This window comes from Georgenia deserti (genome assembly GCF_042680605.1).
Taxonomy (GTDB): Bacteria; Actinomycetota; Actinomycetes; order Actinomycetales; family Actinomycetaceae; genus Allobogoriella; species Allobogoriella deserti.
Genome location: NZ_JBHUEE010000001.1, coordinates 480,428 through 503,686, shown reverse-complemented (window position 1 = coordinate 503,686; position 23,259 = coordinate 480,428). Strand labels below are relative to the sequence as shown.

Genomic DNA, 23,259 nt, shown 5'->3' with positions numbered 1-23,259 from the left:
CATCGTCGCGGCCCGGGACGGGAGTCAGGGTGGGGACGGCGGGCGCGCCGGTCGGCGCCGGTACGCTCACCCGGTCACCGCCCCGGCGGTCAGCCCGGCGACGAGCCGGCGCTGCAGGATCAGGAAGAAGACGAGCATCGGCACCGTCACGACGACGGTGGCCGCCATGAGGACGCCCCAGTTCTGCATCCCGTCGATGTCCTGCAGCAGGGTCAGTCCGACCGGCAGGGTCATCACCCGTGCGTTGTCGGTGACGAGCATCGGCCACAGGTACTCGTTCCAGTCGGTCACCAGGGAGACGAGGCTGACGGCGGCGATGGTGGGCGCCGACATCGGCACGACGAACCGCCACAGGCGGCGCCAGTGCCCGGCGCCGTCGAGCTCGGCGGCCTCGAGCACCGAGATCGGCAGCGAGCGGAAGTGCTGGCGGAACAGGAACGTCCCGAAGGCGCTGGCCAGGCCGGGCAGGATGATGCCCTGATAACTGTTGAGCCAGTCGAGTGAGGCGATGAGTGTGTAGTTCGGGATGATCGTGATCTGGCCCGGAATGAGCAGGGCGAAGATGACGAGGACGAAGACCGCGTTCCGGAAGGGCACGTCCACGAAGACGACGGCATAGGCGCAGCACAGCCCGAGGAACACCTTGAGGCCGGCGCCGACGATCGTGATGCCGAGGCTGTTGAGGAACATCCGCCCGATCGGGATCGCCTCGGCCACCCGCTGGTAGTTGTCCGGCATGAACTGCTCGGGCAGCCATTGCAAGGGAAGGCTGACGAGTTCGGCGTTGGTCTTGAAACCGGCGAGGACCATCCAGATCAGCGGCACGGACATGACCAGCACGGCCAGCAGCAGCCCGACGTAGAGGCCGGCGTCGAGCGCGATCGCGCCAGGGCGGCGGCGACGCCGGCGCGGTGACGCGGCCGGGGCGGGCGGATCGGCAGGTGCCGGGTCGGCGCCCGCGGGCGGGACGGTCTTGGTCGTGACGGTCACGAGTAGTGCACCCGCTTCTCCATGTACTTCAGTTGCACGGCGGTGATCGCCAGGAGGATGAGGAAGAGGATGGTGGCGCTGGCCGAGGCGTACCCGGCGCGGCCGGTCTGGAAGCCCTCGAGGTAGATCTGGTACATCAACGTCGTCGTGGACCCGAGCGGTCCGCCGTCGGTCATGGCGCGGATGAGATCGAAGGACTGCAGCGCGCTGAGCATCGTGGTGATGAGCAGGAAGAACGTCACCGGACCGAGCAGCGGCAGCACGATCGAGCGGAAGGTGCGCCACCACGTCGCACCGTCGAGCGCGGCCGCGTCCTTGAGGTCCTGCGGGATCGACTGCAGTCCGGCGAGGTAGATGAGCGCCACGTAGCCGACGTGCTTCCACAGGTAGACGATGATGATCATCACCAGCGCCCACGGGGAGGCGGTGTACCACTGCGGCGAGTCGAGCCCGAGCCAGCCCAGCACGGTAGCCAGCAGGCCGTATCGGGGATCGAAGATGTACAGCCACAGCATGCCGACGGCGATGCCCGAGAGGCGTACGGCGCGAAGGAGACGGTCCGGACCAGTCCCCGGCCGAAGAGGCGGCGGTTGAGTGCCAGTGCCAGCGCGAGCCCGAGAACGAGCGAGCCGCCGACCGACGCGATCCCGAAGACGGCCGTGGTGGCGAGGACCATGGGGGTCTGCGGGTCGGAGAACCACTGGACGTAGTTGCCGAGGCCGACGAAACGGGCGACCGAGGAGCCGAGGTTCCACTGCAGCGTCGAGTAGTAGAAGCTCAGCAGCAGCGGGCGGTAGACGAAGATCAGCAGCAGGGCGACGTTCGGGCCGGCCAGAAGCAGGAAGACGCCGAGGTTCCTGAGCTGTTTGCGCCGCCGGGCAGCGCTGCGGGAGCGGTCGGGGACTCCGGTGGGCGCCGCGTCGGGGCGGGTGGCAATCGTCATGAACGTCAGGTGGGTTCCGATCTGGTGGAGCGGGCCTCGCGACGTGCGGGCCGGGGGATCCGAGACGAGATTAGGGGTGCGAAACAGCGGAACCCGCCGAGAATCGGCGCAGGTCACAAGCCCTTCGCCAGAAGTTCGCGATCCCGCCACCGACGTGACCGCGCGGTGGCCGGTGGATGAACGGCGCGGCCCTCCGAGGGCGACCGCCCAGTCCCGCGGAGACGCGAAGCCGGCGCCCGAGGCGCGATAACGTCGAGGCCATGACCCGCGCCACCACGGGCGTTCCCCAGCCGGACGTGCCCGACCTCGACGACCCCACGACCGACCCGTTCGACGTCGCCCGGGCGGCGGCGGACGTCCTCGCCGCCCGGACGGGTGTGGATCGGCACGACGTCGCCCTCGTGCTCGGCTCCGGCTGGGGCGGGGCGGCCGACCTGCTGGGCGAGCAGGCGGCGGAGGTCCCCGCCACCGAGTTGCCCGGGTTCAGCGCGCCGGCCGTGGTCGGTCACGGCGGGACGATCCGCTCCGTGCGTTACACCGGCTCCGACGGCGCCGCACGGCACGCGCTGGTGCTCGGCGCCCGCACCCACTACTACGAGGGCAAGGGCGTGCGGCGGGTGGCGCACGGAGCACGGGTCGCGGCCGCGGCCGGCGCGTCGACGCTCGTGCTGACGAACGGCTGCGGCGGCCTCGAGCCCGAGTGGGTCGCCGGCACACCCGTGCTCATCAGCGATCACATCAACCTCACCGGCGCCTCGCCGCTCGAGGGCGCGACGTTCGTCGACCTCACCGACCTGTACTCGACGCGGCTGCGCGCTCTGGCCCGCACGGTGGATCCGACCCTCGCCGAGGGCGTCTACTGCCAGTTCACCGGCCCGCACTACGAGACGCCGGCCGAGGTGCAGATGGCCAAGCGGATCGGCGGCCACCTGGTCGGCATGTCGACGGCGCTGGAGGCGATCGCAGCCCGCCAGGCCGGTCTCGAGGTGCTCGGCATCTCGCTGGTCACCAATCCGGCGGCCGGCATCTCCCCGGTGCCCCTGTCCCACGAGGAGGTCCTGGCGGCCGGAGCCGAGGCCGGACCACGGATCTCCCGCCTGCTCGCCGACATCGTCGGCCGCCTGTGAGGAGGACTCCATGTCCGTGACCGAGGCCGAGGTCAACGCCTGGATCGAGAACGACCCGGACGAGGCCACCCGGGCTCAGCTGCGCCGGCTGCTCGAGCGCAGCGAGGGCGACGATGAGAATGCGGCCGCCGCCCGCGCCGAGCTGGAGGACCGGTTCGCCGGTCCGCTCGAGTTCGGCACGGCCGGGCTGCGCGGCGCCGTGGGCGCGGGACCGCACCGGATGAACCGGGCCGTGGTGCGCCGCGCCGCGGCCGGGCTCGCCGCCTATCTCGCCGAGATCGTCGGCAGGGCTGACCCGGGCGGCAGCCCGTTCACCGTCGTCATCGGGTACGACGCCCGGCACGGGTCTGCCGACTTCGCGCGGGACACGGCGGCGGTCGTCACCGCCGCGGGCGGCCGGGCGCTGCTGCTGCCGGAGCACGGCCCGACGCCGCTGCTCGCGTTCGCGTTGCGGCACCTCGACGCCGACGCCGGGGTGATGGTCACGGCCTCGCACAACCCGCCGCAGGACAACGGGTACAAGGTTTACCTGGGCGGCCGCGTCGCGACCGGCCCGGCGCGGGGCGTGCAGATCGTCGCGCCGCAGGACGGCGAGATCGCCGCGCGCATCGCCGCGGCTCCCCCGGCCACGCAGGTGCCGACGGCCGAGGGGTGGGAGATACTCGGCCCGGAGGTCCGCGAGGCCTACCTGCAGCGGTTGGTCTCCCTCGTCCCGACGCGGCACACCCGCTCGATCCGGATTGTGACGACCGCGCTGCACGGCGTCGGCGGGACAACGCTGCACGAGGCGCTGAGCCGGGCCGGGTTCACCGACCTCCACGCGGTGGCGGAGCAGGCCGAGCCGGACCCGGACTTCCCCACCGTGGCGTTCCCCAACCCCGAGGAAGACGGCGCACTCGACCTCGCTCTGGCCCGCGCCCGCGCCGTCCGGGCCGACCTGGTGCTGGCGAACGACCCGGATGCGGACCGCTGCTCGGTCGCCGTGCCCGACACGACGGCCGACGGCGGGTGGCGTCAGCTCACCGGCGATGAGATCGGCGTCCTGCTCGGGGATCAGGCCGCTGCCACGGCCGCCTACGGGGAGCAGTTCGGCAGCGGGACGGTGCTCGCCTCGTCGGTGGTCTCCTCACGGATGCTGGAACGGATCGCCCATGCGCACGGTGTGCGGCACCGCACCACTCTCACCGGGTTCAAGTGGATCGCCCGGGTCGAGGACCTGGCGTTCGGCTACGAGGAGGCGATCGGCTACTGCGTCGACCCGGAGGCGGTGCGGGACAAGGACGGCATCTCCGCGGCGCTGCGGCTGGCTTATCTGACGGCGCAGCTGCGTGACCGCGGGCAGGATCTGCTCGGCGCGCTCGACGAGCTCGCCGAGCGGCACGGGGTGCACGCGACGTCCCAGGTCTCCGTGCGGGTGCGGGACCTCGGCCTGATCACCGCGGCGATGACCCGCCTGCGACAGGAACCCCCCGCCGCCCTGGCCGGGACCGCGGTGGTCGCAACGACCGATCTGTCCGGCGGGGGGGACCTGCCGCCGACCGATGCGCTGATCCTGCTCACGGAGGCCGGCGACCGCGTCGTGGTGCGCCCGTCGGGCACCGAGCCGAAGCTCAAGTGCTACCTCGAGGTCGTCGAGCGGCCCGAACCGGACGTCCACGTGGCCCGGCACCGGGCCGCCGTGCGCATGACGTCGTTGCGCGCCGCGGTAGAGGACATGCTCGACATGCCCCAGCCCTGACGGCGGACCGTCAGGGGGCCGGGTAGTCCGTCTCCTCGTCCTCGTCCTCGTCCTCGTCCTCGTCCTCGTCGAGATCGTCGTCGGCGAGGTCGGGAACCTCGTCGAGCTGCTCGGCGACGTCCGCGGCATCGGCCTCACGGGTCGCCGAGATGACCTCAGGCTCGGGCTCGTACTCCTCGGGGACGGGGGCGCCGTCTGCGTGGTGCTCCTCCCCCACGACCTCGGGATCGAGCTCGATGGCAGTGGGTTCCGGCTGTGCGGCTGGTTCGCTCACGGCTCCTCCTTCCCTCACGGCACCTGTCCAGCGTGCCGTCCGCCCGTGGCAGGCGCAACCGACGGCGACCCGGCGCCGGTGCGGGGCAGCAGCACCCAGCACACGTGCGGCCAGCCACCGAGCGCCGGATGGGGATCCCTGCGGCCCAGAAGGTCGGCGACCGGCACCTGGTGGACCCGACCGCCCGAGGGCTCGAACAGGTGCAGCACCGGGTTGCCGGAGGTGTCGTGCCCACGGTGGGGTGCCCCGTCGGGTGGCGGGACGGCGAGGACGACGTGCCGTGGGGGCGCGCTGGTGAGCCCGTGGGCGAGGTCGCCGCCGGTGTACAGCGGCACCGGTGTGCCGGCCAGCGTGGCCGTATGCACGGCCGCCAGCAGGGAGGCGGCGGCGGGCGCGGTGTCGTCGATCGGTAGATGGTGGTACCGCACACCCGGGAACCGCGCCTCGCGCGCGGCGGTCCACGGCGGCGTCCCCAGCGCGGCCGGCCAGGGCAGCAGGCACAGGGCCCGGGCGCTGGTGCGGCGGTGCACATGGCGTTGTGCGGCGGCGAGCCGGTCCACGGCGGTCCGCAGGCCTGGCGCCACGGCGAGGCCGGTGCCGTCCTCGCGGGGGATCTCCGGCGGCATCCGGTGCGGCAGGAGGCCCGCAGGCAGCTCGCCGGTCTCCAGCCATCGGGCGAGCACCGGGTCGCCGGTGGCCGCGAGCATGAGCAGCACCGTCGAGCCGCAGGACGCGCCGTCGACCTGCACCACCCGTGCGCCGCCGAGCACCACGGGCTGCGGCGGCACGGTCGTCGCCGGATGACGGCGAAGCCTGCCCCGGTGGCGGCCCATGGCTGCGGCAACCGGTCCGGACCCTCCGGCGGAGGACTCCGCCGTCGGACCGGCGCCGGTCACCGGGCGGGCGAGCGGCGCGAGGAGCGCCCCGACGGAGAGGCGACGCAGCAGATCCATTCCGACAGGGTGCCGGAGCGGTGGGTCGTGGTGCTACCCGACCCGCTCGAGGACGACGGCGGACGCCGGCGCGGCGGCACCGTCCGAGTCGAGGCGAACAGCTCCGTCCAGCGCCTGCCTGGCGCGGTCGAACCGCTCCGGGGTGGCGGTGTGCAGGGTGAGCAGGGGGTCACCGGCCCGGACCCGCTCGCCGGGCCGGGCGTGGATCTCGATGCCGGCGACGGCCTGGACCGGGTCCTCCTTGCGGGCGCGCCCGGCGCCCAGCCGCCAGGCCGCGATCCCGACGGCGTAGGCGTCCATCTCGGTGATCACGCCGTCCATCTCGGCGGTGAGGGCCTCGGTGTGCTCGGCGACCGGCAGTGGCGCGGCGGGGTCGCCGCCCTGGGCCTCGATCATGCGGCGCCAGCTGTCCATGGCGCGGCCGTCGGCGAGCGCATCGGCCGGGTCGACGTCCTCACGTCCGGCGGCGGACAGCATCTCGCGGGCCAGCGCGAGGGTGAGGTCGACGACGTCGTCCGGTCCGCCACCGGCGAGGACCTCGAGGGACTCCCGGACCTCGAGCGCGTTGCCGACCGTGCGGCCGAGCGGCACCGACATGTTCGTGATCAGCGCCGTCGTCCGCACGCCGGCGTCCGTGCCGAGAGCGACCATGGTGGAGGCAAGCTCGCGGGCTCCGTCCAGTTCTTTCATGAAGGCACCGGAGCCCACCTTGACGTCGAGGACGAGCGCCCCGGTCCCCTCCGCGATCTTCTTCGACATGATCGAGGAGGCGAGCAGCGGGATGGATTCGACGGTGCCGGTGGTGTCCCGCAGTGCGTAGAGCTTGCGATCGGCCGGCGCCAGGCCGGAACCGGCCGCACAGATGACGGCGCCGACGTCCTCGAGCTGGGCGAGCATCTCGGCGTTGCTCAGGGCCGCACGCCAGCCGGGGATCGCCTCGAGCTTGTCGAGGGTGCCGCCGGTGTGGCCGAGGCCGCGGCCGGACAGCTGAGGCACCGCGACGTCGAACGACGCGACCAGCGGCGCCAGGGGCAGGGTGATCTTGTCGCCGACGCCGCCGGTGGAGTGTTTGTCCACGGTCGGCCGGGACAGCGACGAGAAGTCCATGCGCTCGCCGGAGTCGATCATCGCCGTCGTCCACTGCGCGATCTCCTCGCGGTCCATTCCGTTCAGCACGATCGCCATGGCCAGCGCACTCATCTGCTCCTCGGCGACGACGCCGCGGGTGTAGGCGTCGACGACCCACGCGATCATCTCCGGCGTCAGCCGCCGGCCGTCCCGCTTCGCGCGGATCACGTCCACCGCGTCGTGCGGCTCGCGCATCACGGCACCTCCTTCTCCGGCTCCTGCAGTCCGTCCGCTCGCTCCGGGCCGTCCAGCCGGTCCGGCCCGAACGCCTCCGGCAGCACGTCCGACATCCGCCGCACACCACCGGGCAGCTTGACCTCGAGGTCGGGCCCGCCATGTTCGAACAGGAGCTGGCGGCAGCGCCCGCATGGGCTGGTCAACTCGCCCGCACCGTCCACGCACAGGAAGGCCACGAGCCGGCCGCCACCGCTGCGGACCAGCTCGGAGACGAGGCCGCACTCCGCGCAGAGCGTCACGCCGTAGGCGGCGTTCTCGACGTTGCAGCCAGAGACGGTGCGTCCGTCGGTGACGAGGGCGGCCGCGCCGACCTGGTAGCCGGAGTAGGGCGCGTACGCGGTCCGCATCGCCTCGACCGCGAGGTCATGCAGATCCGTCCAGACAGCGGGGTCGGTCATCGGTTCGGCGGACATACCCCCACCTTGCCGCATCCCACGGTGGTGGACGTCAACCGCCCGGACCGGGCACCGGCCAGGACCCCGATCACTTGACGTACGGCACGTTCTCGGCGGCCGGCGGGCGCACCCGGCCCACGAAACCGGCGACGGCGAGGATGGTGACGGCGTAGGGCAGCATCAGCAGCAGGTCCGAGGAGATGCCCGCCCCGGCACCGGAGAGCATGTTGACCAGGCTGCGGGCGAAGCCGAACATCAGCGCCGCGGCGACCGCGCCCTTCGGGCTCCACCGGCCCAGGATCATCGCCGCGAGCGCGATGTACCCCTGTCCGGCCGACATCTCGCGGCCGAAGGCCAGACCCGAGCCCACGGTGAAGAACGCTCCGCCGAGACCTGCGACGGCGCCACCGATGACGGTGTTGACCACCCGGGTCCGCTCGACCTTGATGCCGACCGTGTCCGCGGCCTTCGGGTGCTCCCCGACGGCGCGGGTACGCAGGCCCCAGCGGCTGCGGAAGAGGAGGATGTGGGCCGCGATGACGGCCGCGTACATCAGGTAGACCAGCAGGGACTGCCGGAACAGGACCGGGCCGATGACGGGGATGTACGCCAGGCCGGGGATCGGGATGTCCGGCATGGACTGGCGCGCGTTGAGGACCGCCGAGTTCTCCGTGAGCACGGTGGAGAAGAGGAAGCTCGTCAGACCCACCACGAGCACGTTGAGGACAACGCCCACGATGATCTGATCGACCCAGTAGCGCACGGCGAAGAACGCCAGCAGGCCGCCGACGAGCGCCCCGGCGATCGGCGCCGCCGCCATCCCCAGGTAGGCGCTCGCCGTCAGGGATCCGACGACGGCGGCGAGGAAGGCCCCCGCCAAGAGCTGCCCCTCGATGGCGATGTTGATGACGCCCGAACGCTCGCAGATGACGCCGGACATCGCCCCGAACACCAGTGGCACGGACAGGGCGAGCGCGCCGGCCAGGAGGGTGGTCAACGGGATGAGTGTGGTGCGGCCGGCTCCCACCCAGGTCAGGAACGCGAGGACGAACGCGATGCCGAAAGCGGCGGGGACCCACCAGCCGATCGGCGCCCGGCGCAGCGCGCGGCGCACGGCGACGGCCGTGGCGGCAGCCATGACGGCCAGCAGTACGAGGTTGGTCGCCAGTGCGGGCAGCGAGACGTCGGGGATCTCGAAGAAGTCTCCGGCGCGGGAGATGCGGAACGTCGTCGCTCCGTCGCCGACGCGCAGGAACGCGAGCGCGACGAGGGTGAAGACGGCATAGATGATCGGCCAGCGCCAGGAGACCGGCGCCAGGGCCCGCTCCTCGGCGCGGGGCCCGGTGGCCACGGCGGCGCTCACGCCGTCACCTCCGTGGTCGCGGCGCCCGCTCGGCGGCGAGGGCGCGCGTCCGGGCTGGGCAAACGGAAGACGGACCGGACGAGCGGCGGGGCGGCGATGAGCAGGACGATGATCGACTGAACGACGAGGATGATGTCGATCGAGGTCTCCGACTGCATGAGCACTCCTCCTGCGCGCAAGGCACCGAACAGGACGCCGGCGAGGAAGGTGCCGACGGGCTTCGACCGGCCGAGCAGGGCGACGGTGATGGCGTCGAAGCCGTAGCTCGCTGCGACGCCGCCGGTGAGCACGTGCTCGGTGCCGAGAACCTGGGCCGAACCGGCGAGGCCGCACAGAGCGCCGGAGACCACCATGGTGAGGATGACGACGCGGTCCACCGAGATGCCGGCGGTGCGGGCCGCGTGCGGATTCGCACCGGCGGCACGGATCTCGAACCCGGTGGTGGACCGGTCGAGCAGCCACCACACCGCACCGGTGGCGAGGATGGCCAGCAGGAACCCGGCGTGCAGCCGGAACGGCGCCTCGAGCAGGAGCGGGTACGCGGCGGTCTCGGTGGGGATCTGCGGCGAGATCGGGTTGGGTGAGCCCGGTACCCGGAAGGCCTGCGTGGTCAGCAGGTAGGCGACGAGGTAGAGCCCGATGTTGTTGAGCATGATCGTGACGATGACCTCGTTGGCCCCGGTCTTGGCCTTGAGGACACCGGCGATGCCCGCCCAGATGGCGCCGCCGAGGGCGGCCCCGAGCGCCGCGAGTGTCACGTGCAGCACCACCGGCAGGTCGGCACTGAACCCGATGAACGCGCCGAAGACGGCACCGAGGATGATCTGGCCTTGGCCACCGATGTTGAGCAGCCCGGCACGGAAGGCGACAGCGAGGCCGAGCCCGGCGAGGATCAACGGGGTCGCGAAGGTCAGCGTCTCGGTGACCGGCCGGATCGCCCGGGTGGGGCTGTCCGCGCGGAAGTCGTAGACGGCGCCGCGGAACAGTGCCTCGTAGGCGGCGTACACCGCGTTCCAGACGGCCTCGAGGGTGTCGGCGGGACGGGCGAAGAAGTAGCCGGCCGCCTCCTGGACGTCGGAGTCGGCGACGGCGATGAGGACGGCGCCGGCGAGCAGGGCGAGGACGATCGCCAGCAGCGAGACGAGCCAGGAGCCGGACAGGATCTCGCGCAGCAGCTCGCGGGTGCGGGTCTCGATCGGTCCGTCCTGCGGGCCCGCGGCCGGCGTGCCGCCGGTCCGGGCGGTGGCCCCCTCGGGCCGGTCTGCGGGGTCGCCGGGCTCGGTCGCCGGGCGGGGGGTCTCATCGCTCACTGCGGCCTCACGGGATGTCGTGGTGGTCGGCGACGGCGTCGGCCTCACCCAGCGTGGTCCGGTGGGTCGCCGCCTGGGTGCGGGCTTCGTCGAGTGGCACGCCGGCCATCATCAGGCCGAGCACGTCGCGGTCGGTGTCCGCAGGGACGACGCCGACGACGCGGCCGCGGTACATCACTGCGACCCTGTCGGCGAGGGCGTAGACCTCGTCCAGCTCGGTGGAGACGATGAGCACGGGGGTGCCGTTGTCCCGTTCGGCGACGAGTCGCTTGTGCATGAACTCGATGGAGCCGACGTCGACGCCGCGGGTGGGCTGGGAGGCCACCAGGGCGCGCAGCGGACGGGACATCTCCCGGGCGATGACGACCTTCTGCTGGTTGCCGCCGGAGAGGGTGGAGATCGGGTCCGCCGGCGAGCCGAGCCGGATGTCGAACTCCGCGACGAGCTCGTCGGCGTTGCGGCGCACGGCCGCCGGGCTCATGGCCACGCCGGAGGCGAACGGCGGCCGATCGTACTGGTCGAGCACGAGGTTCTCGGCGACCGAGAACGAGGAGATGACGCCGTCGGTGCTGCGGTCCTCGGGGACGAAGCCGAGCCCCGCGCGCAACCGCTGTTTGACCGTGCGGCCGATCAGTTCCTGCCCGTCGAGCCGGATGGAGCCGGTGACCGGTTCGGTCAGGCCGAGGATGGTCTCGGTCAGTTCGGTCTGCCCGTTGCCCTGGACCCCGGCCACGGCCATGATCTCGCCACGGCGCACGCTGAGGTCGACATGATCGACCACGACCGTGCCGGCCGGGTCGAGCACGGTCAGGTCGGTGACGACGAAGGCGTCGGCTCCGGCGTCGGTCGTGTCCGTGAGGGCGCCCTTGTCGACGGAGAGCTGGACCTCGCGGCCGACCATGAGGGAGGCGAACTCGCCCTCGGAGGTCTCCGGCCCGGCCTCCCCGACCACGGCGCCGCGGCGGATGACCGTGACGCGGTCGGCGATCGCGCGCACCTCGCGCAGCTTGTGGGTGATGAAGACGATCGAGGTGCCGGCCGACTTGAGCTCGCGCATGATCTGGATGAGCTCGTCGGTCTCCTGCGGGGTGAGCACCGCTGTCGGCTCGTCGAGGATGAGCACCCGGGCCTCCCGCGAGAGGGCCTTGATGATCTCGACGCGTTGCTGAGCGCCGACCGGCAGGTCCTCGACGACGGCGTCGGGGTCGATGTCGAAGCCGAACCGGTCGGAGATCTCGGTGACCCGGCGGCGCGCCTCCTCCAGATCGAGCATGCCCGCGCGCCCGGTGGGCTCGTAGCCCAGGGCGAGGGACTCGGCCACGGTGAAGACGGGGACGAGCATGAAGTGCTGGTGCACCATGCCGATGCCGGCGGCGACCGCGTCGCCCGGCCCCTGGAAGGCGACCGGTTCGTCGTCGAGCAGGATCTCGCCGTCGTCCGGTTGGTACAGGCCGTAGAGGACGTTCATCAGCGTGCTCTTGCCGGCCCCGTTCTCGCCGAGCAGGGCGTGGATCTCGCCCGGGTGGACGACGAGGTCGATGTGGTCGTTCGCGACCAGGGATCCGAAGGTCTTCGTGATTCCCCGCAGTTCCAGCTTCATGTGGTCGTCTCCGGTCTCCGACGCGACTCCGACTCCACTCGGGCGCCAACGTACCCGAGCGCGGCACGGCCCGGTCCCGGGCTGGACCGGGCCGTCGCTGCGGGTCGGGCCCGCAGCGCGCGAGGTCAGGGGGCGTTCGGGGTCTCGACCTCGAGCTCACCGGAGATGATCTGCTCCCGCAGCTCGTCGACGGTGTCCTTGACCTCCTGCGGCACCTCGTCCTCGAAGTCGTGGAACGGGGCGAGGCCGACGCCGTCGTTCTCGAGCGTGCCGACGTACGGCTCGGCGGTGAAGCCGTCCTCCACGGCCTGGCCGATGGTGTCCTGCACCGCGGGGCCGATCCGCTTCATCACCGAGGTGAGCACGATGTCGCCGTAGTCGCTGGACTCGTACCAGTCGGAGTCGACGCCGATGATGCGCACGCCGTCGGCCTCCGCGGCGGCCGCGGCGGCGCCGAGGCCGACCGGCCCGGCGACCGGCATGATGGTGTCCGCGCCCTGGGCGATGAACTGCTCGGCCTGCTGTTGACCGTTCGCCTGATTCTCGAAGTCACCGGTGAAGGCGCCCTGCTGGGCCTCCTTGTCCCAGCCGAGGAGCTGGACGTCACCGTCGTTCTCGTCGTTGTAGTACGTGACGCCGTCGGCGAAGCCGTCCATGAAGATCGCCACCGAAGGGATCTGCTGCCCACCGAACGTGGCGACAGTGCCGGACTCGGTGGTCGCGGCGGCGACGTAGCCCGCCAGGAAGGCGGCCTCGGCCGTGTTGAACAGGATGGGCTTGGCGTTGTCGAGCTCGACCGGGTTGAAGTCGGCGTCGGTGAACCCCGAGTCGATGAGCGCGAAGTGCCGGTCCGGGTTCTCCTCGGCCGCCGTCTGGATCGCGTCCTCGAGCAGGTAGCCGACACCGAAGGTGAGGTTGCAGCCCTGCTGGACCATGGAGTCGACGTTCGGCCCGAACTCGGACTCCGACTGCGACTCAGCGGTCTCCTCGTTGATCCCGAGCTCGTCGACGGCGGCCGTCAGGCCCTCGTGCGCGGACTGGTTGAAGGAGCGGTCGTCCCAGCCGCCGGCGTCGGAGACCAGGCACGCCGTGAAGTCCGCGGCGCCGCCGGCCTCACCGCCGCCACCCCCGCCGTTCTCCTCGTCCTCGGGGGCGGCGCCGCAGGCGGCGAGTGCGAGGGCGGCGGTGGCGGTCACCGCCGACGCGACAATGCTCTTCTTCACGGATGTCTCCATTGGTCGATGGCCGAGGGCCGTGGGCTCGCACGCACCCGTCCGGATCTCGCGGACGGATGACAGAGGGACAGTATGCCGCTCCGCGGCCGGAGTGAAGAGCCGCTGAACAGGCGGCGACGAGAAGCGTTACCGAACTGTTCCCGGGCAGAAACGTGCGCGCCTCGGGCGTCTCGGCTCAGGCCGGTCCGGCCACCTCGTGGTCGGCCGCGAGCAGGGCCGTGCGGGCGAGCACCCGTGCTCCGAGCCCGATGGCACGCTCGTCGAAGACGATGTCGCCGCGGTGCAGGTCGTACGCGGGCCCGCCCGGGGTGCGGGTGCCGAGCCGAACCAGCGCACCGGGCAGGTGGGTGAGGTACCAGGCGAAGTCCTCACCACCGAGGGACTGCTCGGTCAGTTCGACGGCGTCGGCGCCCAGGACGTCCTTGACGGCTGCGTCCGCCACGCGCACCGCTCGTTCGTCGTTGACCACCGGTGGGATGCCTCGCACGTAGGAGACCTCGGTCTCCACGGCGTACGGGGCGGCGATCTGCTGCGCGGCCTGCTCGACGATGCGGCCGAGGCGTTCCCACTCGCGTGAGTCGAGGCAGCGGATCGTGCCGGTCAGGGTGCCCGAGGCGGGGATGGCGTTCGGCGCCTTGCCGGCATGGACGGCGCCCCAGGTGAGGTTGACCCCGGAGCGGGGATCGGTGCGGCGTCCGAGCACGGCGGGCAGCCCCGTCGCGAGCTGCGACAACGCGTAGACGACGTCGCCGGTCAGGTGCGGCCGCGAGGTGTGTCCGCCCTCCGAGGTCACCATGAGCGTGACCGTGTCAGAGGCGGCGGTGATCGGGCCGATCCGCGAACCGACCCGGCCCACCTCGACCTTCGGGTCGCAGTGCAGGGCGAAGATCTGGTGCACCCCGTCCAGGCCGCCCTGGTCGATGACGGCCTGCGCCCCGCCGGGCTGGATCTCCTCGGCTGGTTGGAAGAGGCAACGCACCCCGACCGGCAGCTCGCCGGCGTCGTCGAGCTGTTTCAACGCCAGGGCCGCGCCTAGGAGGGCCGTGGTGTGGATGTCGTGTCCGCAAGCGTGGGCGCATCCCTCCCGCTCGGACGCGAACGCCAACCCGCTGGTCTCCGGCACGGGTAGAGCGTCGAGGTCGGCACGCAGCGCGACGCGGCGCAGGCCGGGGGCGCGCCGGTCCGCGCCGATGTCGACGACGAGGCCGGTGGGATCGAGCGGGCGGGGCTCCAGGCCGGCCTCGGTGAGGATCCGCCGCAGGTAGGTCGTCGTCTCGTGCTCGCGCCAGGCCACCTCGGGATGGGCGTGGATGTGCCGTCGGGTCTCGATGAGTCTGGGCTCGAGGGCGGCGACGAGGGCGGTGACGCGTTGCGCGGTGGGCGAGTCGACGGGGACGGCAGGCACGGTGCCGACCTTAACGCTCAGCGCAGGTGCTCACGCTCCGGGCCGAGGTGCTCGACGACGCTCTTGACGCGCTGGGCGTGCTCACGGGTGGTGACCAGAAGAGCGTCGGGTGTGTCGACGACGACGAGATCCGGTGCGCCGAGCACCGCGACCGTCCGGCCCGAGCCGGGGACCACGACGGTGCCGGACGCGTCAAGGGCCAGCACGTCCCCGTCGCCGAGGACGTGCAGCCCGTCCTCGCGCGCGGGTAGCAGCGCGCCGAGCCCGTCGAAGTCGCCGACGTCGTCCCAGCCCATCGCCGCGGGGACGACGGCGACACCGCCCTGGGCGGCGACGGGTTCGGCGATGGCGTGGTCGATGGCGATCTTCTCCAGGTCCGGCCAGACGCGTTCGAGGGCCTCCTGGCGCGCGTGGGTGTCCCAGGCGTCGGCGATCCGAGCGACCCCGGCCGCCAGGTCGGGCTTCTGCTCGGCGAGGTGGCCGAGCAGGATGTCCGCGCGGACCACGAACATGCCGGCGTTCCACCGGTACTCGCCGGTGGCGAGGTAGCCGGCCGCGGTCGCGGCGTCCGGCTTCTCGGTGAAGGCGAGGACGTGCCGGGCGGTCGGTGCCGTGGCGGGCGCGTCCGCGACGGGGGTGCCGGCGTGGATGTACCCGAACGCCGTCGAGGGGTGGTCGGCCTCGATGCCGATGGTGACCACGTAGCCGCTCCGGGCGACGGCGACGGCCTCGCGGACGGCGGACTCGAACGCCGCCGGGTCGGTGATGGCGTGATCGGCCGCGAAGGAGCCGACCACAACGTCGCCGTGCCGGCGCCGGATCACGGCGGCCGCGAGCGCGATCGCGGCCATCGAGTCGCGCGGGCTGGGCTCGGCCAGCAGGTTCTCCGCGCCGAGCTCGGGTAGCTGGTCGAGGACGGCAGCGGCGTGCGCCCGGCCGGTGACGACGGCGAGGCTGCCGCCGTCGGTCAGGGGCCGGAGCCGGTCGTAGGTCTGCTGGATGAGGGTGCGGCCGGAGCCGGTGAGATCGTGCAGGAACTTCGGGGCGTCGCGGCGGGACAGCGGCCACAGTCGGGTGCCGGCACCACCGGCGGGGACGATGGCGTGCAGGGGCTCCGGGTGCGGCATAGCCCGCACCCTAGGGGGTCCGTGTGTCGCCCAGGTGACATCGCCACGGGGCCGAGTGGAATCGTGCGGCGCCGGCTCACTCCCGGCGGGCGCCGGCGGCGTAGGCCTCCTTGGTGCGCTCCAGGCGCCGTTCGAGCCGGGCGATCCGGCGGCGCTGCCACCAGCCGATCAGCCCGTGGCGGTACGGCTCGGGTTCGGGCTCGTCCACATCCTCCTCGCCGTTGGCCGGCACGATCGCACCGGTCAGCGGTTGGTAGTCCCACTCCTGCGTTCGCGGGTCGGACTCGGTGACGTAGTTCGGGCTCTCGTACAGGTGGACCGCCTCCGGGCTCTCCGGCTTCTCCGGCGCCGGCGGGTTCGCGGTGAACGCGGCGACGAGCAGGGCCAGGCGGGCCGCGAGGTTGAGCCACAGGATGATGGTGACCAGGGCGGCGAAGGAGGCGAGGACCGGATCGTCGACGGCACCGACCAACGAGGTGCCGGCGAAGCGCATCACGCCGGCCCCCACGGCGCCGACGAGCGCGCCGAGGAACAGGTCCTGACGCGGCGGACGGGCGCCTGCGACGAACCGGAACACCATGACGTAGACCAGCCAGTCCACCACCAGCGCGGCGGCGAGCCCGGCGAGCCGGATCCCGAGGCTGCCCACGGAACCGTCGATCCCGAGCCACTCGAGCACCTCTCCCGCGAGCGTGCCCGCCACCGTCCCGAGGACGGCGGAGAGCAGGATCCCGGTGGCCAGGACCACGTAGCCGACCAGGTCACGCGCCTTGCTGACGAGGAAGTTCTCCGGGGGCGCCACGATGCCGAACATGGCGCGCAGCGAGTTCTTCAGCGCGGCCATGACCGTCGTCGCGGTCCAGATGAGCACCAGGATCGAGATGATCGTCGGGGCGTTCCACGCGGTGTCCTGGACCAGGGCGTCGGGAGAGACGATGCCGTCGGACCCGTCGGTGGCCAGCAGACCCGGCAGTGCGGTGTCGATCCCGTCGAAGACCGTCTGGCGTGCCGCGTCATTGCCGCCGAGCAGCGCCATGAACACCGAGATCGCGATCGTCAACGCCGCCGAGATGGAGAACAGCCCCGAATAGGCGATCCCACCGGCGAGCAGCCCGCCGCGGGCGATCGAGTAGCGCTGCACCGCCCGGACCACCCGGGTCTGCACGGCCCATGCGATCAGCTTCTTCAGACGCGCCACCATGCTCTCCCGCGTTCCCCCCTCGCTCGCCGGCATGCCCCGAGGGTAGTGGTGAGCCGCCTGCGGTCCAGCGACGGCCCGACGACGGCGCGCCCGCCCGTTCCTGCCGGCTCGACGGCGCAAACACCTCAGGCGGTTCCGCCGCCCGCGGGCAGCGTGGAGGAGGCCGACAGGACCAACCGCACCACGGTGCGCCAGACGCCGTCGTCTCCGTGTTCGTACAGACGCATGCTGCCCTGGGCGTAGGTCGCCTCGAAGTCCTGCACGAGCTCGGCCGCGCGGTCCAGGACGGCGTCGTCGAGATCATGCGCCACGGTCACGTGCGGGTGGTACGGGAAGCGCAGCTCCTGCGCGAGCGGCCCCCGCCGCACCGCGTCCTGCAGTGCGGCGCACTCGTCCCAGCCGCGCACCAGGTTGACGAAGACCACGGGGCTGACCGGCCGGAACGTCCCCGCCCCCTTCAATCCCATGACGAACGGCGCGAACGAACCCGCCACCTCGGCCAGATGGTCGGTCACCTCGGGCATCCGGTCCCTGTCGAGGACCGTCGGGCCGAGCAACGTCACGTGCGGCGGGATCGCCCGCGCCAGCGGGTCACCGACCTCGGCGCGCACCGAGCTGAGCACCGTCGAGTAGGGCGGCGGGATCTGCAGGGCCACCCCGATACGGACCTGGCCCGGCCGGCGTTCCGGCAGGTGCACTCGCTCCTCACCCCCTGCGGCGAACCGCGACGAGACGGCACCGCTCCCCCGGCAGGGTCGCTCCGCGCCGACGCACGCACCACATCCTTCCAGCACCCGGCGCCGCCGCGCACCGCCGGACGAGACGCGCCTGGCGCGCGGCGGCGCTCCCCGGGCGGGGCGAATGGGCGGCGCCGCGGACTCTGACATCATCGGCGTCATGCCGAACGACGTCCCCGTGCCCGCGAACCTGCGAGACCTGAACGTCCGGACCGCCTGGAACGACGCCGGCGGTGCCGCCCGGGCACGCGAGCTGTTCACCACCAGCTTCGGGGGTGTGCCCGAGGGAGTCTGGGCGGCCCCGGGACGGGTGAACATCGTCGGTGAGCACACCGACTACAACGGCGGCCTGGCACTGCCCATCGCGCTACCCCACCGAACGTTTGTCGCCGTCTCCCCGCGGACGGACCGCGTGCTGCGGCTGGTCAGCTCGGTGGCCGACGGGGTCGTCGAGGTCGACCTCGACGCCGTCGGGCCGGCCGGTACGCCCGCGGAGGTCCGCGGTTGGCCTTCCTACGTCGCGGGGGTCGGCTGGGCGTTGGAGCAGGCGGGACTGGCCTCCGCCCTGCCGGGACTCGATGTCGCCGTCGTCTCGTGCGTGCCCACGGGATCCGGACTGAGCTCCTCCGCCGCGCTGGAGTGCTCCGTGGCCGTCGCGTGGGACGAGCTGGCCGGCCTGGGCCTCGCCGGCCGGGCGGCCGCTCCGTCGGACCCGGGCCGCTCGCGGCTGGTCGAGGCCTGTGTGCGGGCGGAGAACGACATCGCCGGCGCGCCCACGGGCGGGATGGATCAGGCGGCGTCGTTGCGGGCACGCGCGGGGCACGCGTTGCTGCTGGACTGCCGGGACGGCGGCGCTGAGCACGTACCGTTCGACCTCGCCGCCTCCGGCCTCGAGCTGCTGGTCATCGATACCCGGGCCGAGCACAGCCACGCCGGCGGCGAGTACGGGCAGCGACGCGCCACCTGCGAGGCGGCGGTCCGCCTGCTCGCAGCGCCGGACCTGCGGGCGGTGGCCGACGCGACGAGGGCCGGGCAGACAAGCCTCGAGGACGTCCTGCCTCGGCTCGCCGACGACGAGCAACGCCGCCGCGTGCGGCACGTGGTGACCGAGATCGACCGGGTCCGCGCGCTCGTGCACCTGCTGCGCGATGAGTCGGACGACCGGTTGCGCGGGCGATCGCTCGACGAGGCCGGCCGGTTGCTGAACGCCTCGCACGACTCCCTGCGCGAGGACTACGAGGTCTCCTCGCCCGAGCTCGATCTCGCGGTCGAGACCGCTCGTCGGACCGGTGCGCACGGCGCCCGGATGACCGGGGGCGGATTCGGCGGCTCGGCCATCGCGCTCGTCGACGACGACGCCGTCGAGACGGTGATCCGGGCCGTCGACGACGCGTTCGATGGCGCCGGCCTGCGGGCGCCCGGGTTCCTCCGCGCCGTCGCCTCGCCCCCCGCCGGCCGCGTCGGATGACACCGGCGCTGCGCCGCCTCCCGACCGGGCCCGCTCAGCCGCGGAAGACGAACAGTTCGAAGCCGACGGCGCGCTCGGCGTCGAAGCCCTCGAGCGGCGCCGTCGCCCAGCCGATCTGCCGGGCCGCCTGCTCGTGGACCGGCGTCGACGGATCGAGCACCTCGAGGTATCGCCGGTGGGCCGCCAGTGACGCCACCGCCCGGTCTACTGCCGCGGTGACGTCGACGGCGTGGGTCGGGGTCGGGGTCGCGACGGCCGCCCAGCGGGCGGTCCAGGGGTCGAGGTCGGCCAGCTCCGGGAAGATCCACTCGTTGCCGGCATCGGCGACGGCGTCGAGCGTGGCACGGCCGAGCGCGCGGTGGTCGGCGCTGTTCAGGTAGCCGGTGGCCCAGGTCTCGCCGAAGTGGCCGGTGACGACGAGGTCCGGGCGGTGCCGGCGGATCGCCGCGGCGATGTCCCGCCGCAGGCCCAGGCCTTCGTCGAGCCGTCCGTCCGGGTGCCCGAGGAATTCGACCTCGCGCACGCCGACGATCGCGGCGGACGCCCGTTCCTCGTCCTCGCGCAGCGGACCCGACTCCGCGGGCGGGAGACCGGCGATGCCGGCCTCCCCGCTGGTGGCGAGGACATAGCGCACGTCCTTGCCCTCGTCGGTCCAGATGGCGACGGCCGCCGCGATCCCGTACTCGATGTCGTCGGGGTGCGCGGCCACGACCAGGACGCGCTCGAACTCCCGCGGAAGGTGCTCCATACCGCGACGCTACCGAGGGCCGCGCCACCCGGTCAGCCGGCGCACAGAACTGACTACTCGCGGGAGTGACCGGGCGCGGAACTGACGACTCGCCGGTCGGGGCGCCTCGCCCGGCGAGGACGGCTCGCTACAGGTCGAAGTCGACGACCACCGGGGCGTGGTCGGAGAACCGCCGGTCGTACGACGGCGCCCGGTCGACGGCGGCCGAGGTCGCCCGATCGGCCAGTTCGGGCGTGGCCAGCTGGTAGTCGATGCGCCAGCCGGAGTCGTTGTCGAACGCCTTGCCCCGCCAGGACCACCACGTGTAAGGCCCGTCGATGTCCCCGGCGAGCCGGCGGCCCAGGTCGACCCACCCGAGCTCACCGAACCAGCGCTCGAGGTAGGCGATCTCAGCGTCGAGGACGCCCGAGTTCTTGTTGTGGTTGCCCTTCCAGTTCTTGATGTCCGGCGGCCGGTGCACCACGTTGATGTCCCCGCCGACGACCACGTCCCGCTCTCCGGCGGCCGCCTGCTCGGCGAGCTCGGACAGCCGGGCGGTGACCTTGTCCAGGTGGGCGTACTTGCGCTCCATGGACTCCGGCTTGGTCGCCGTCCCGGAGTGCAGGTAGACGGAGACGGCGGTCAGCGGCCGATCCCGGTCCGGCTGGTCGAGGTCCATCTCGACCCATCGGCCGCTGTCGTGCGGTGGCTCGGGGATACCGTTGCAGAGACCGACGCGCACCGCGGTCGCCGGCCGGCGGCTGGCCACGGCCACGCCCGCGCGGCCTTTGATCTCGCAGGCACCGTGCGCCGTCGTCCACTCGTGACCGAGCTGGTCCTCGAGGATCTCGTCGGTGGCACGGATCTCCTGGAGCAGGAGGACGTCGGGCCGGCGTGTCTCGAGCCACTCCCCCATCCCGCGGCGATAGGCGGCGCGGATGCCGTTGACATTGACGGAGGCGATACGCATCCGACCATCCTGGCTGATCAGCGGGCCGAGGCCAGGCCTCGCACCCCGCTGCCCGACGTCGGATATCTCACCTGCCGGGTCGGCTGGCCCGGGTGCGGCCGTGCGGCGGTCTCGGGCGGCGGCGTCGGCCTCAACCCGCCTGACGCTCGGCCGCGTCGACGACGTTGGCCAGCAGCATGGCGCGCGTCATCGGCCCCACCCCGCCGGGGTTGGGCGAGACCCATGAGGCGACGTCGCGCACGCCGTCGGCGACGTCCCCGCGCAGCTTGGCCTTGCCGGTCTCGGGGTCTTCCTCGCGGGAGACGCCGACGTCGAGCACGATCGCGCCGGGCCTGACCATCTCCGGGGTGATCATGCCTGCACTCCCGGCCGCGGCGACGACCACGTCCGCGCCGCGCACGTGTGCGGCCAGGTCGCGGGTGCCGGTGTGGGTCAGCGTGGCGGTCGCGTTGATGGCCCGGCGGGTCAGGAGCAGGCCGATGGAGCGGCCGACCGTCGTACCCCGCCCGACGACGCACACGTCCTTCCCGGCGAGGTCGATGCCGTAGCGGTCCAGCAGCTCCAGCACCGCGCGCGGGGTGCACGGCAGCGGCGAGGTGATGTCCTCGGAGACCCGCAGCACGAGACGGCCGAGGTTCGTCGGGTGCAGCCCGTCGGCGTCCTTGTCCGGGTCGATGAGCTCCAGGACGGCGTTCGCGTCGATGCCCTTCGGCAGTGGCAGCTGGACGATGTACCCCGTGCACGCCGGGTCCTCGTTGAGTCGGCCGATCGCGGCCTCGACATCGGCCTGGCTCGCGTCCGCCGGCAGGTCCTCGCGGATGGAGGAGATGCCGACCTCGGCGCAGTCGCGGTGCTTGCCGCCGACGTACGCCTTCGATCCGGGATCGTCACCGACCAGGACGGTGCCCAGGCCGGGCGTGACGCCCTTGTCCTTGAGGGCGGCGACCCGGTCGGTCAGTTCCGCCTTGATGGTCGCCGCGGTGGCCTTGCCGTCGAGGATCTGTGCCGTCACTGCTCCAGCCCTGGGTAGAGGGGAAAGTTCTCGGTCAGCGCGTCGACGCGTGCCCGCATGGCGAGGACATCAGCCGCGCTGCCGTCGCGCAAGGTGGTGGCGATGATGTCGGCGACCTCGGCGAACTCGGTGGCGCCGAATCCGCGGGTGGCCAGGGCCGGTGTGCCGATGCGCAGGCCGGAGGTGACGCGGGGCGGCCGCGGGTCGTTCGGGACGGCGTTGCGGTTGACGGTGATGCCGGCCTCGTGCAGGAGGTCCTCGGCCTGCTTGCCGTCCAGCGCGGAGTGTCGCAGGTCGACGAGCACGAGATGGACGTCCGTGCCGCCGGTGAGGACGGAGACACCGGCCTCACGCACATCCGCGGCGGTCAGCCGCTCGGCGAGGATCCGGGCGCCCTCGAGTGTGCGGCGCTGCCGCTCGGCGAACTCCTCGCCCGCCGCGACCTTGAACGCCACGGCCTTGGCGGCGACGGCGTGCATGAGCGGTCCGCCCTGCTGGCCGGGGAAGACGGCCGAGTCGAGCGCCTTGCCCCACCGCTGACCGTCCTGGGCGAGCAGGAGCCCGGAGCGCGGACCACCGAGCGTCTTGTGCACGGTGGAGGAGACGACGTCGGAGTGCGGGACGGGGTTCGGGTGCACACCGGCTGCCACGAGACCGGCGAAGTGCGCCATGTCGGTCCACAGGTAGGCCCCGACCTCGTCCGCGATCTCGCGGAACGCGGCGAAATCGAGCTGGCGCGGGTACGCGGACCAGCCGGCGATGATGACCGTGGGCCGCGTCTCGAGCGCCGCACGACGGACCATGTCCATATCCACGCGGTGACTGTCCGGGTCCACGCCGTAGGCGGCGACGTCGTACAGCTTGCCGGAGAAGTTGAGCTTCATCCCGTGCGTGAGGTGGCCGCCGTGGGCCAGCGACAGACCGAGAATCGTCTGGCCGGGCTCGGCGAGCGCGTGCAGCACGGCGGCGTTGGCCTGCGCGCCGGAGTGCGGCTGGACGTTGGCGTATCCGGCGCCGAAGAGGGCGGTGGCCCGGTCGATCGCGAGGTTCTCGGCGATATCGACCTGCTCACAGCCGCCGTAGTAGCGCCGGCCCGGGTAGCCCTCCGCGTACTTGTTCGTCAGCACGGACCCCTGAGCCTCGAGCACGGCTCGGGGCACGAAGTTTTCGCTGGCGATCATCTCGAGCGTGCCGCGCTGGCGATCGAGTTCACCGCCGAGGACGGCGGCGATCTCGGGGTCCAGCTCGGCGAGCGACTGCTCCGCCACGGGGAGCCTCACGGTCATCTGGCTCATACTTCCCTCTCGAAGGTCACACGT

The 23,259-nt window shown here is 72.5% G+C and carries 20 protein-coding genes and 1 pseudogene; 3 read left to right on the top strand and 18 right to left on the bottom strand.

Annotated elements, in window-relative coordinates:
- Window positions 1–66: 66 nt before the first annotated feature.
- Together ACFSE6_RS02415 and ACFSE6_RS02410 are read right to left on the bottom strand one after the other, a co-directional pair.
- Window positions 67–990 (bottom strand): carbohydrate ABC transporter permease, encoded by a 924-nt coding sequence (locus ACFSE6_RS02415; protein ID WP_388002101.1) that lies wholly within the window; start codon window positions 988–990, stop codon window positions 67–69.
- Window positions 987–1,933: pseudogene (locus ACFSE6_RS02410) on the bottom strand (carbohydrate ABC transporter permease). Before ACFSE6_RS02410 ends, ACFSE6_RS02415 begins: the two are co-directional and overlap by 4 nt.
- A gap of 260 nt (window positions 1,934–2,193) precedes the next feature.
- On the opposite strand from ACFSE6_RS02410, the gene ACFSE6_RS02405 reads away from it, so the two are divergent.
- Both ACFSE6_RS02405 and ACFSE6_RS02400 read left to right on the top strand, forming a co-directional pair.
- Window positions 2,194–3,060: a purine-nucleoside phosphorylase gene (locus tag ACFSE6_RS02405; protein WP_388002100.1), complete on the top strand. Its 867-nt coding sequence runs from the start codon at window positions 2,194–2,196 to the stop codon at window positions 3,058–3,060.
- Between the two features lie 10 nt (window positions 3,061–3,070).
- The gene (locus ACFSE6_RS02400) at window positions 3,071–4,798 is read left to right on the top strand and encodes a phospho-sugar mutase (protein WP_388002099.1); all 1,728 of its coding nucleotides are present in this window, start codon (window positions 3,071–3,073) and stop codon (window positions 4,796–4,798) included.
- A gap of 10 nt (window positions 4,799–4,808) precedes the next feature.
- Here ACFSE6_RS02400 and ACFSE6_RS02395 read toward each other — a convergent pair whose 3' ends face one another.
- The 12 genes from ACFSE6_RS02395 to ACFSE6_RS02340 form a co-directional block, all read right to left on the bottom strand.
- Window positions 4,809–5,072 (bottom strand): hypothetical protein, encoded by a 264-nt coding sequence (locus ACFSE6_RS02395; protein ID WP_388002098.1) that lies wholly within the window; start codon window positions 5,070–5,072, stop codon window positions 4,809–4,811.
- 14 nt (window positions 5,073–5,086) lie between these two features.
- A complete protein-coding gene (locus tag ACFSE6_RS02390; RefSeq protein ID WP_388002097.1) occupies window positions 5,087–6,025 on the bottom strand; it encodes a hypothetical protein in 939 nt (312 codons plus the stop codon).
- 33 nt (window positions 6,026–6,058) lie between these two features.
- Window positions 6,059–7,348 carry a thymidine phosphorylase gene (locus tag ACFSE6_RS02385; RefSeq protein WP_388002096.1) on the bottom strand — a complete coding sequence of 430 codons (1,290 nt, stop codon included), beginning with the start codon at window positions 7,346–7,348 and terminating at the stop codon, window positions 6,059–6,061.
- Window positions 7,348–7,803, bottom strand: coding sequence for a cytidine deaminase (locus ACFSE6_RS02380; RefSeq protein WP_465254094.1), 456 nt, complete (start codon window positions 7,801–7,803; stop codon window positions 7,348–7,350). Before ACFSE6_RS02380 ends, ACFSE6_RS02385 begins: the two co-directional genes overlap by 1 nt.
- 70 nt (window positions 7,804–7,873) lie before the next feature.
- A complete protein-coding gene (locus ACFSE6_RS02375) occupies window positions 7,874–9,148 on the bottom strand; it encodes an ABC transporter permease (RefSeq protein ID WP_388002095.1) in 1,275 nt (424 codons plus the stop codon).
- Entirely contained in the window at window positions 9,145–10,458 is a 1,314-nt protein-coding gene (locus tag ACFSE6_RS02370) for an ABC transporter permease (protein WP_388002094.1), read from the bottom strand. Before ACFSE6_RS02370 ends, ACFSE6_RS02375 begins: the two co-directional genes overlap by 4 nt.
- Before the next feature lie 7 nt (window positions 10,459–10,465).
- Entirely contained in the window at window positions 10,466–12,058 is a 1,593-nt protein-coding gene (locus ACFSE6_RS02365) for an ABC transporter ATP-binding protein (RefSeq protein ID WP_388002093.1), read from the bottom strand.
- 125 nt (window positions 12,059–12,183) lie between these two features.
- Window positions 12,184–13,281: a BMP family lipoprotein gene (locus ACFSE6_RS02360; RefSeq protein WP_388002092.1), complete on the bottom strand. Its 1,098-nt coding sequence runs from the start codon at window positions 13,279–13,281 to the stop codon at window positions 12,184–12,186.
- Between the two features lie 187 nt (window positions 13,282–13,468).
- Entirely contained in the window at window positions 13,469–14,698 is a 1,230-nt protein-coding gene (locus ACFSE6_RS02355; RefSeq protein WP_388002091.1) for an amidohydrolase, read from the bottom strand.
- A 17-nt stretch (window positions 14,699–14,715) separates the two neighbouring features.
- Complete coding sequence (locus ACFSE6_RS02350; RefSeq protein ID WP_388002090.1) at window positions 14,716–15,825, bottom strand: mannose-1-phosphate guanylyltransferase; 1,110 nt, start codon at window positions 15,823–15,825, stop codon at window positions 14,716–14,718.
- 76 nt (window positions 15,826–15,901) lie between these two features.
- Window positions 15,902–17,059, bottom strand: a complete 1,158-nt coding sequence (locus tag ACFSE6_RS02345; protein ID WP_388002089.1) for a YihY/virulence factor BrkB family protein — start codon at window positions 17,057–17,059, stop codon at window positions 15,902–15,904.
- Window positions 17,060–17,151: 92 nt separating this feature from the next.
- Window positions 17,152–17,724 (bottom strand): 2'-5' RNA ligase family protein, encoded by a 573-nt coding sequence (locus ACFSE6_RS02340; RefSeq protein WP_388002088.1) that lies wholly within the window; start codon window positions 17,722–17,724, stop codon window positions 17,152–17,154.
- A 199-nt stretch (window positions 17,725–17,923) separates the two neighbouring features.
- Between ACFSE6_RS02340 and galK the strand changes: the two genes are divergently transcribed.
- Complete coding sequence (galK, locus tag ACFSE6_RS02335; protein ID WP_388002087.1) at window positions 17,924–19,231, top strand: galactokinase; 1,308 nt, start codon at window positions 17,924–17,926, stop codon at window positions 19,229–19,231.
- Between the two features lie 34 nt (window positions 19,232–19,265).
- Here the strand turns inward: galK and ACFSE6_RS02330 are convergent, their stop codons facing one another.
- The 4 genes from ACFSE6_RS02330 to glyA all read right to left on the bottom strand — a co-directional run bounded on the left by ACFSE6_RS02330 (window position 19,266) and on the right by glyA (window position 23,226).
- Complete coding sequence (locus ACFSE6_RS02330) at window positions 19,266–19,979, bottom strand: PIG-L deacetylase family protein (RefSeq protein ID WP_388002086.1); 714 nt, start codon at window positions 19,977–19,979, stop codon at window positions 19,266–19,268.
- A 127-nt stretch (window positions 19,980–20,106) separates the two neighbouring features.
- Window positions 20,107–20,928: an exodeoxyribonuclease III gene (locus ACFSE6_RS02325; RefSeq protein ID WP_388002085.1), complete on the bottom strand. Its 822-nt coding sequence runs from the start codon at window positions 20,926–20,928 to the stop codon at window positions 20,107–20,109.
- A gap of 130 nt (window positions 20,929–21,058) precedes the next feature.
- A complete protein-coding gene (locus ACFSE6_RS02320; RefSeq protein ID WP_388002084.1) occupies window positions 21,059–21,940 on the bottom strand; it encodes a bifunctional methylenetetrahydrofolate dehydrogenase/methenyltetrahydrofolate cyclohydrolase in 882 nt (293 codons plus the stop codon).
- On the bottom strand, window positions 21,937–23,226 hold the full coding sequence (gene glyA, locus ACFSE6_RS02315; protein WP_388002083.1) for a serine hydroxymethyltransferase: 1,290 nt from the start codon (window positions 23,224–23,226) through the stop codon (window positions 21,937–21,939). The genes ACFSE6_RS02320 and glyA overlap by 4 nt, the downstream gene beginning before the upstream one ends.
- Between the last annotated feature and the right edge of the window lie 33 nt (window positions 23,227–23,259).

Bases quoted from the DNA above. Each gene is read 5' to 3' on its own strand.
- glyA (WP_388002083.1), bottom strand. From the start codon at position 23,226: ATGACCGTGAGGCTCCCCGTGGCGGAGCAGTCGCTCGCCGAGCTGGAC.
- ACFSE6_RS02385 (WP_388002096.1), bottom strand. From the start codon at position 7,348: ATGCGCGAGCCGCACGACGCGGTGGACGTGATCCGCGCGAAGCGGGAC.
- ACFSE6_RS02330 (WP_388002086.1), bottom strand. From the start codon at position 19,979: ATGGAGCACCTTCCGCGGGAGTTCGAGCGCGTCCTGGTCGTGGCCGCG.
- ACFSE6_RS02400 (WP_388002099.1), top strand. From the start codon at position 3,071: ATGTCCGTGACCGAGGCCGAGGTCAACGCCTGGATCGAGAACGACCCG.
- ACFSE6_RS02345 (WP_388002089.1), bottom strand. From the start codon at position 17,059: ATGCCGGCGAGCGAGGGGGGAACGCGGGAGAGCATGGTGGCGCGTCTG.
- ACFSE6_RS02365 (WP_388002093.1), bottom strand. From the start codon at position 12,058: ATGAAGCTGGAACTGCGGGGAATCACGAAGACCTTCGGATCCCTGGTC.
- galK (WP_388002087.1), top strand. From the start codon at position 17,924: ATGCCGAACGACGTCCCCGTGCCCGCGAACCTGCGAGACCTGAACGTC.
- ACFSE6_RS02405 (WP_388002100.1), top strand. From the start codon at position 2,194: ATGACCCGCGCCACCACGGGCGTTCCCCAGCCGGACGTGCCCGACCTC.
- ACFSE6_RS02325 (WP_388002085.1), bottom strand. From the start codon at position 20,928: ATGCGTATCGCCTCCGTCAATGTCAACGGCATCCGCGCCGCCTATCGC.
- ACFSE6_RS02380 (WP_465254094.1), bottom strand. From the start codon at position 7,803: ATGTCCGCCGAACCGATGACCGACCCCGCTGTCTGGACGGATCTGCAT.
- ACFSE6_RS02390 (WP_388002097.1), bottom strand. From the start codon at position 6,025: ATGGATCTGCTGCGTCGCCTCTCCGTCGGGGCGCTCCTCGCGCCGCTC.
- ACFSE6_RS02350 (WP_388002090.1), bottom strand. From the start codon at position 15,825: ATGCCGCACCCGGAGCCCCTGCACGCCATCGTCCCCGCCGGTGGTGCC.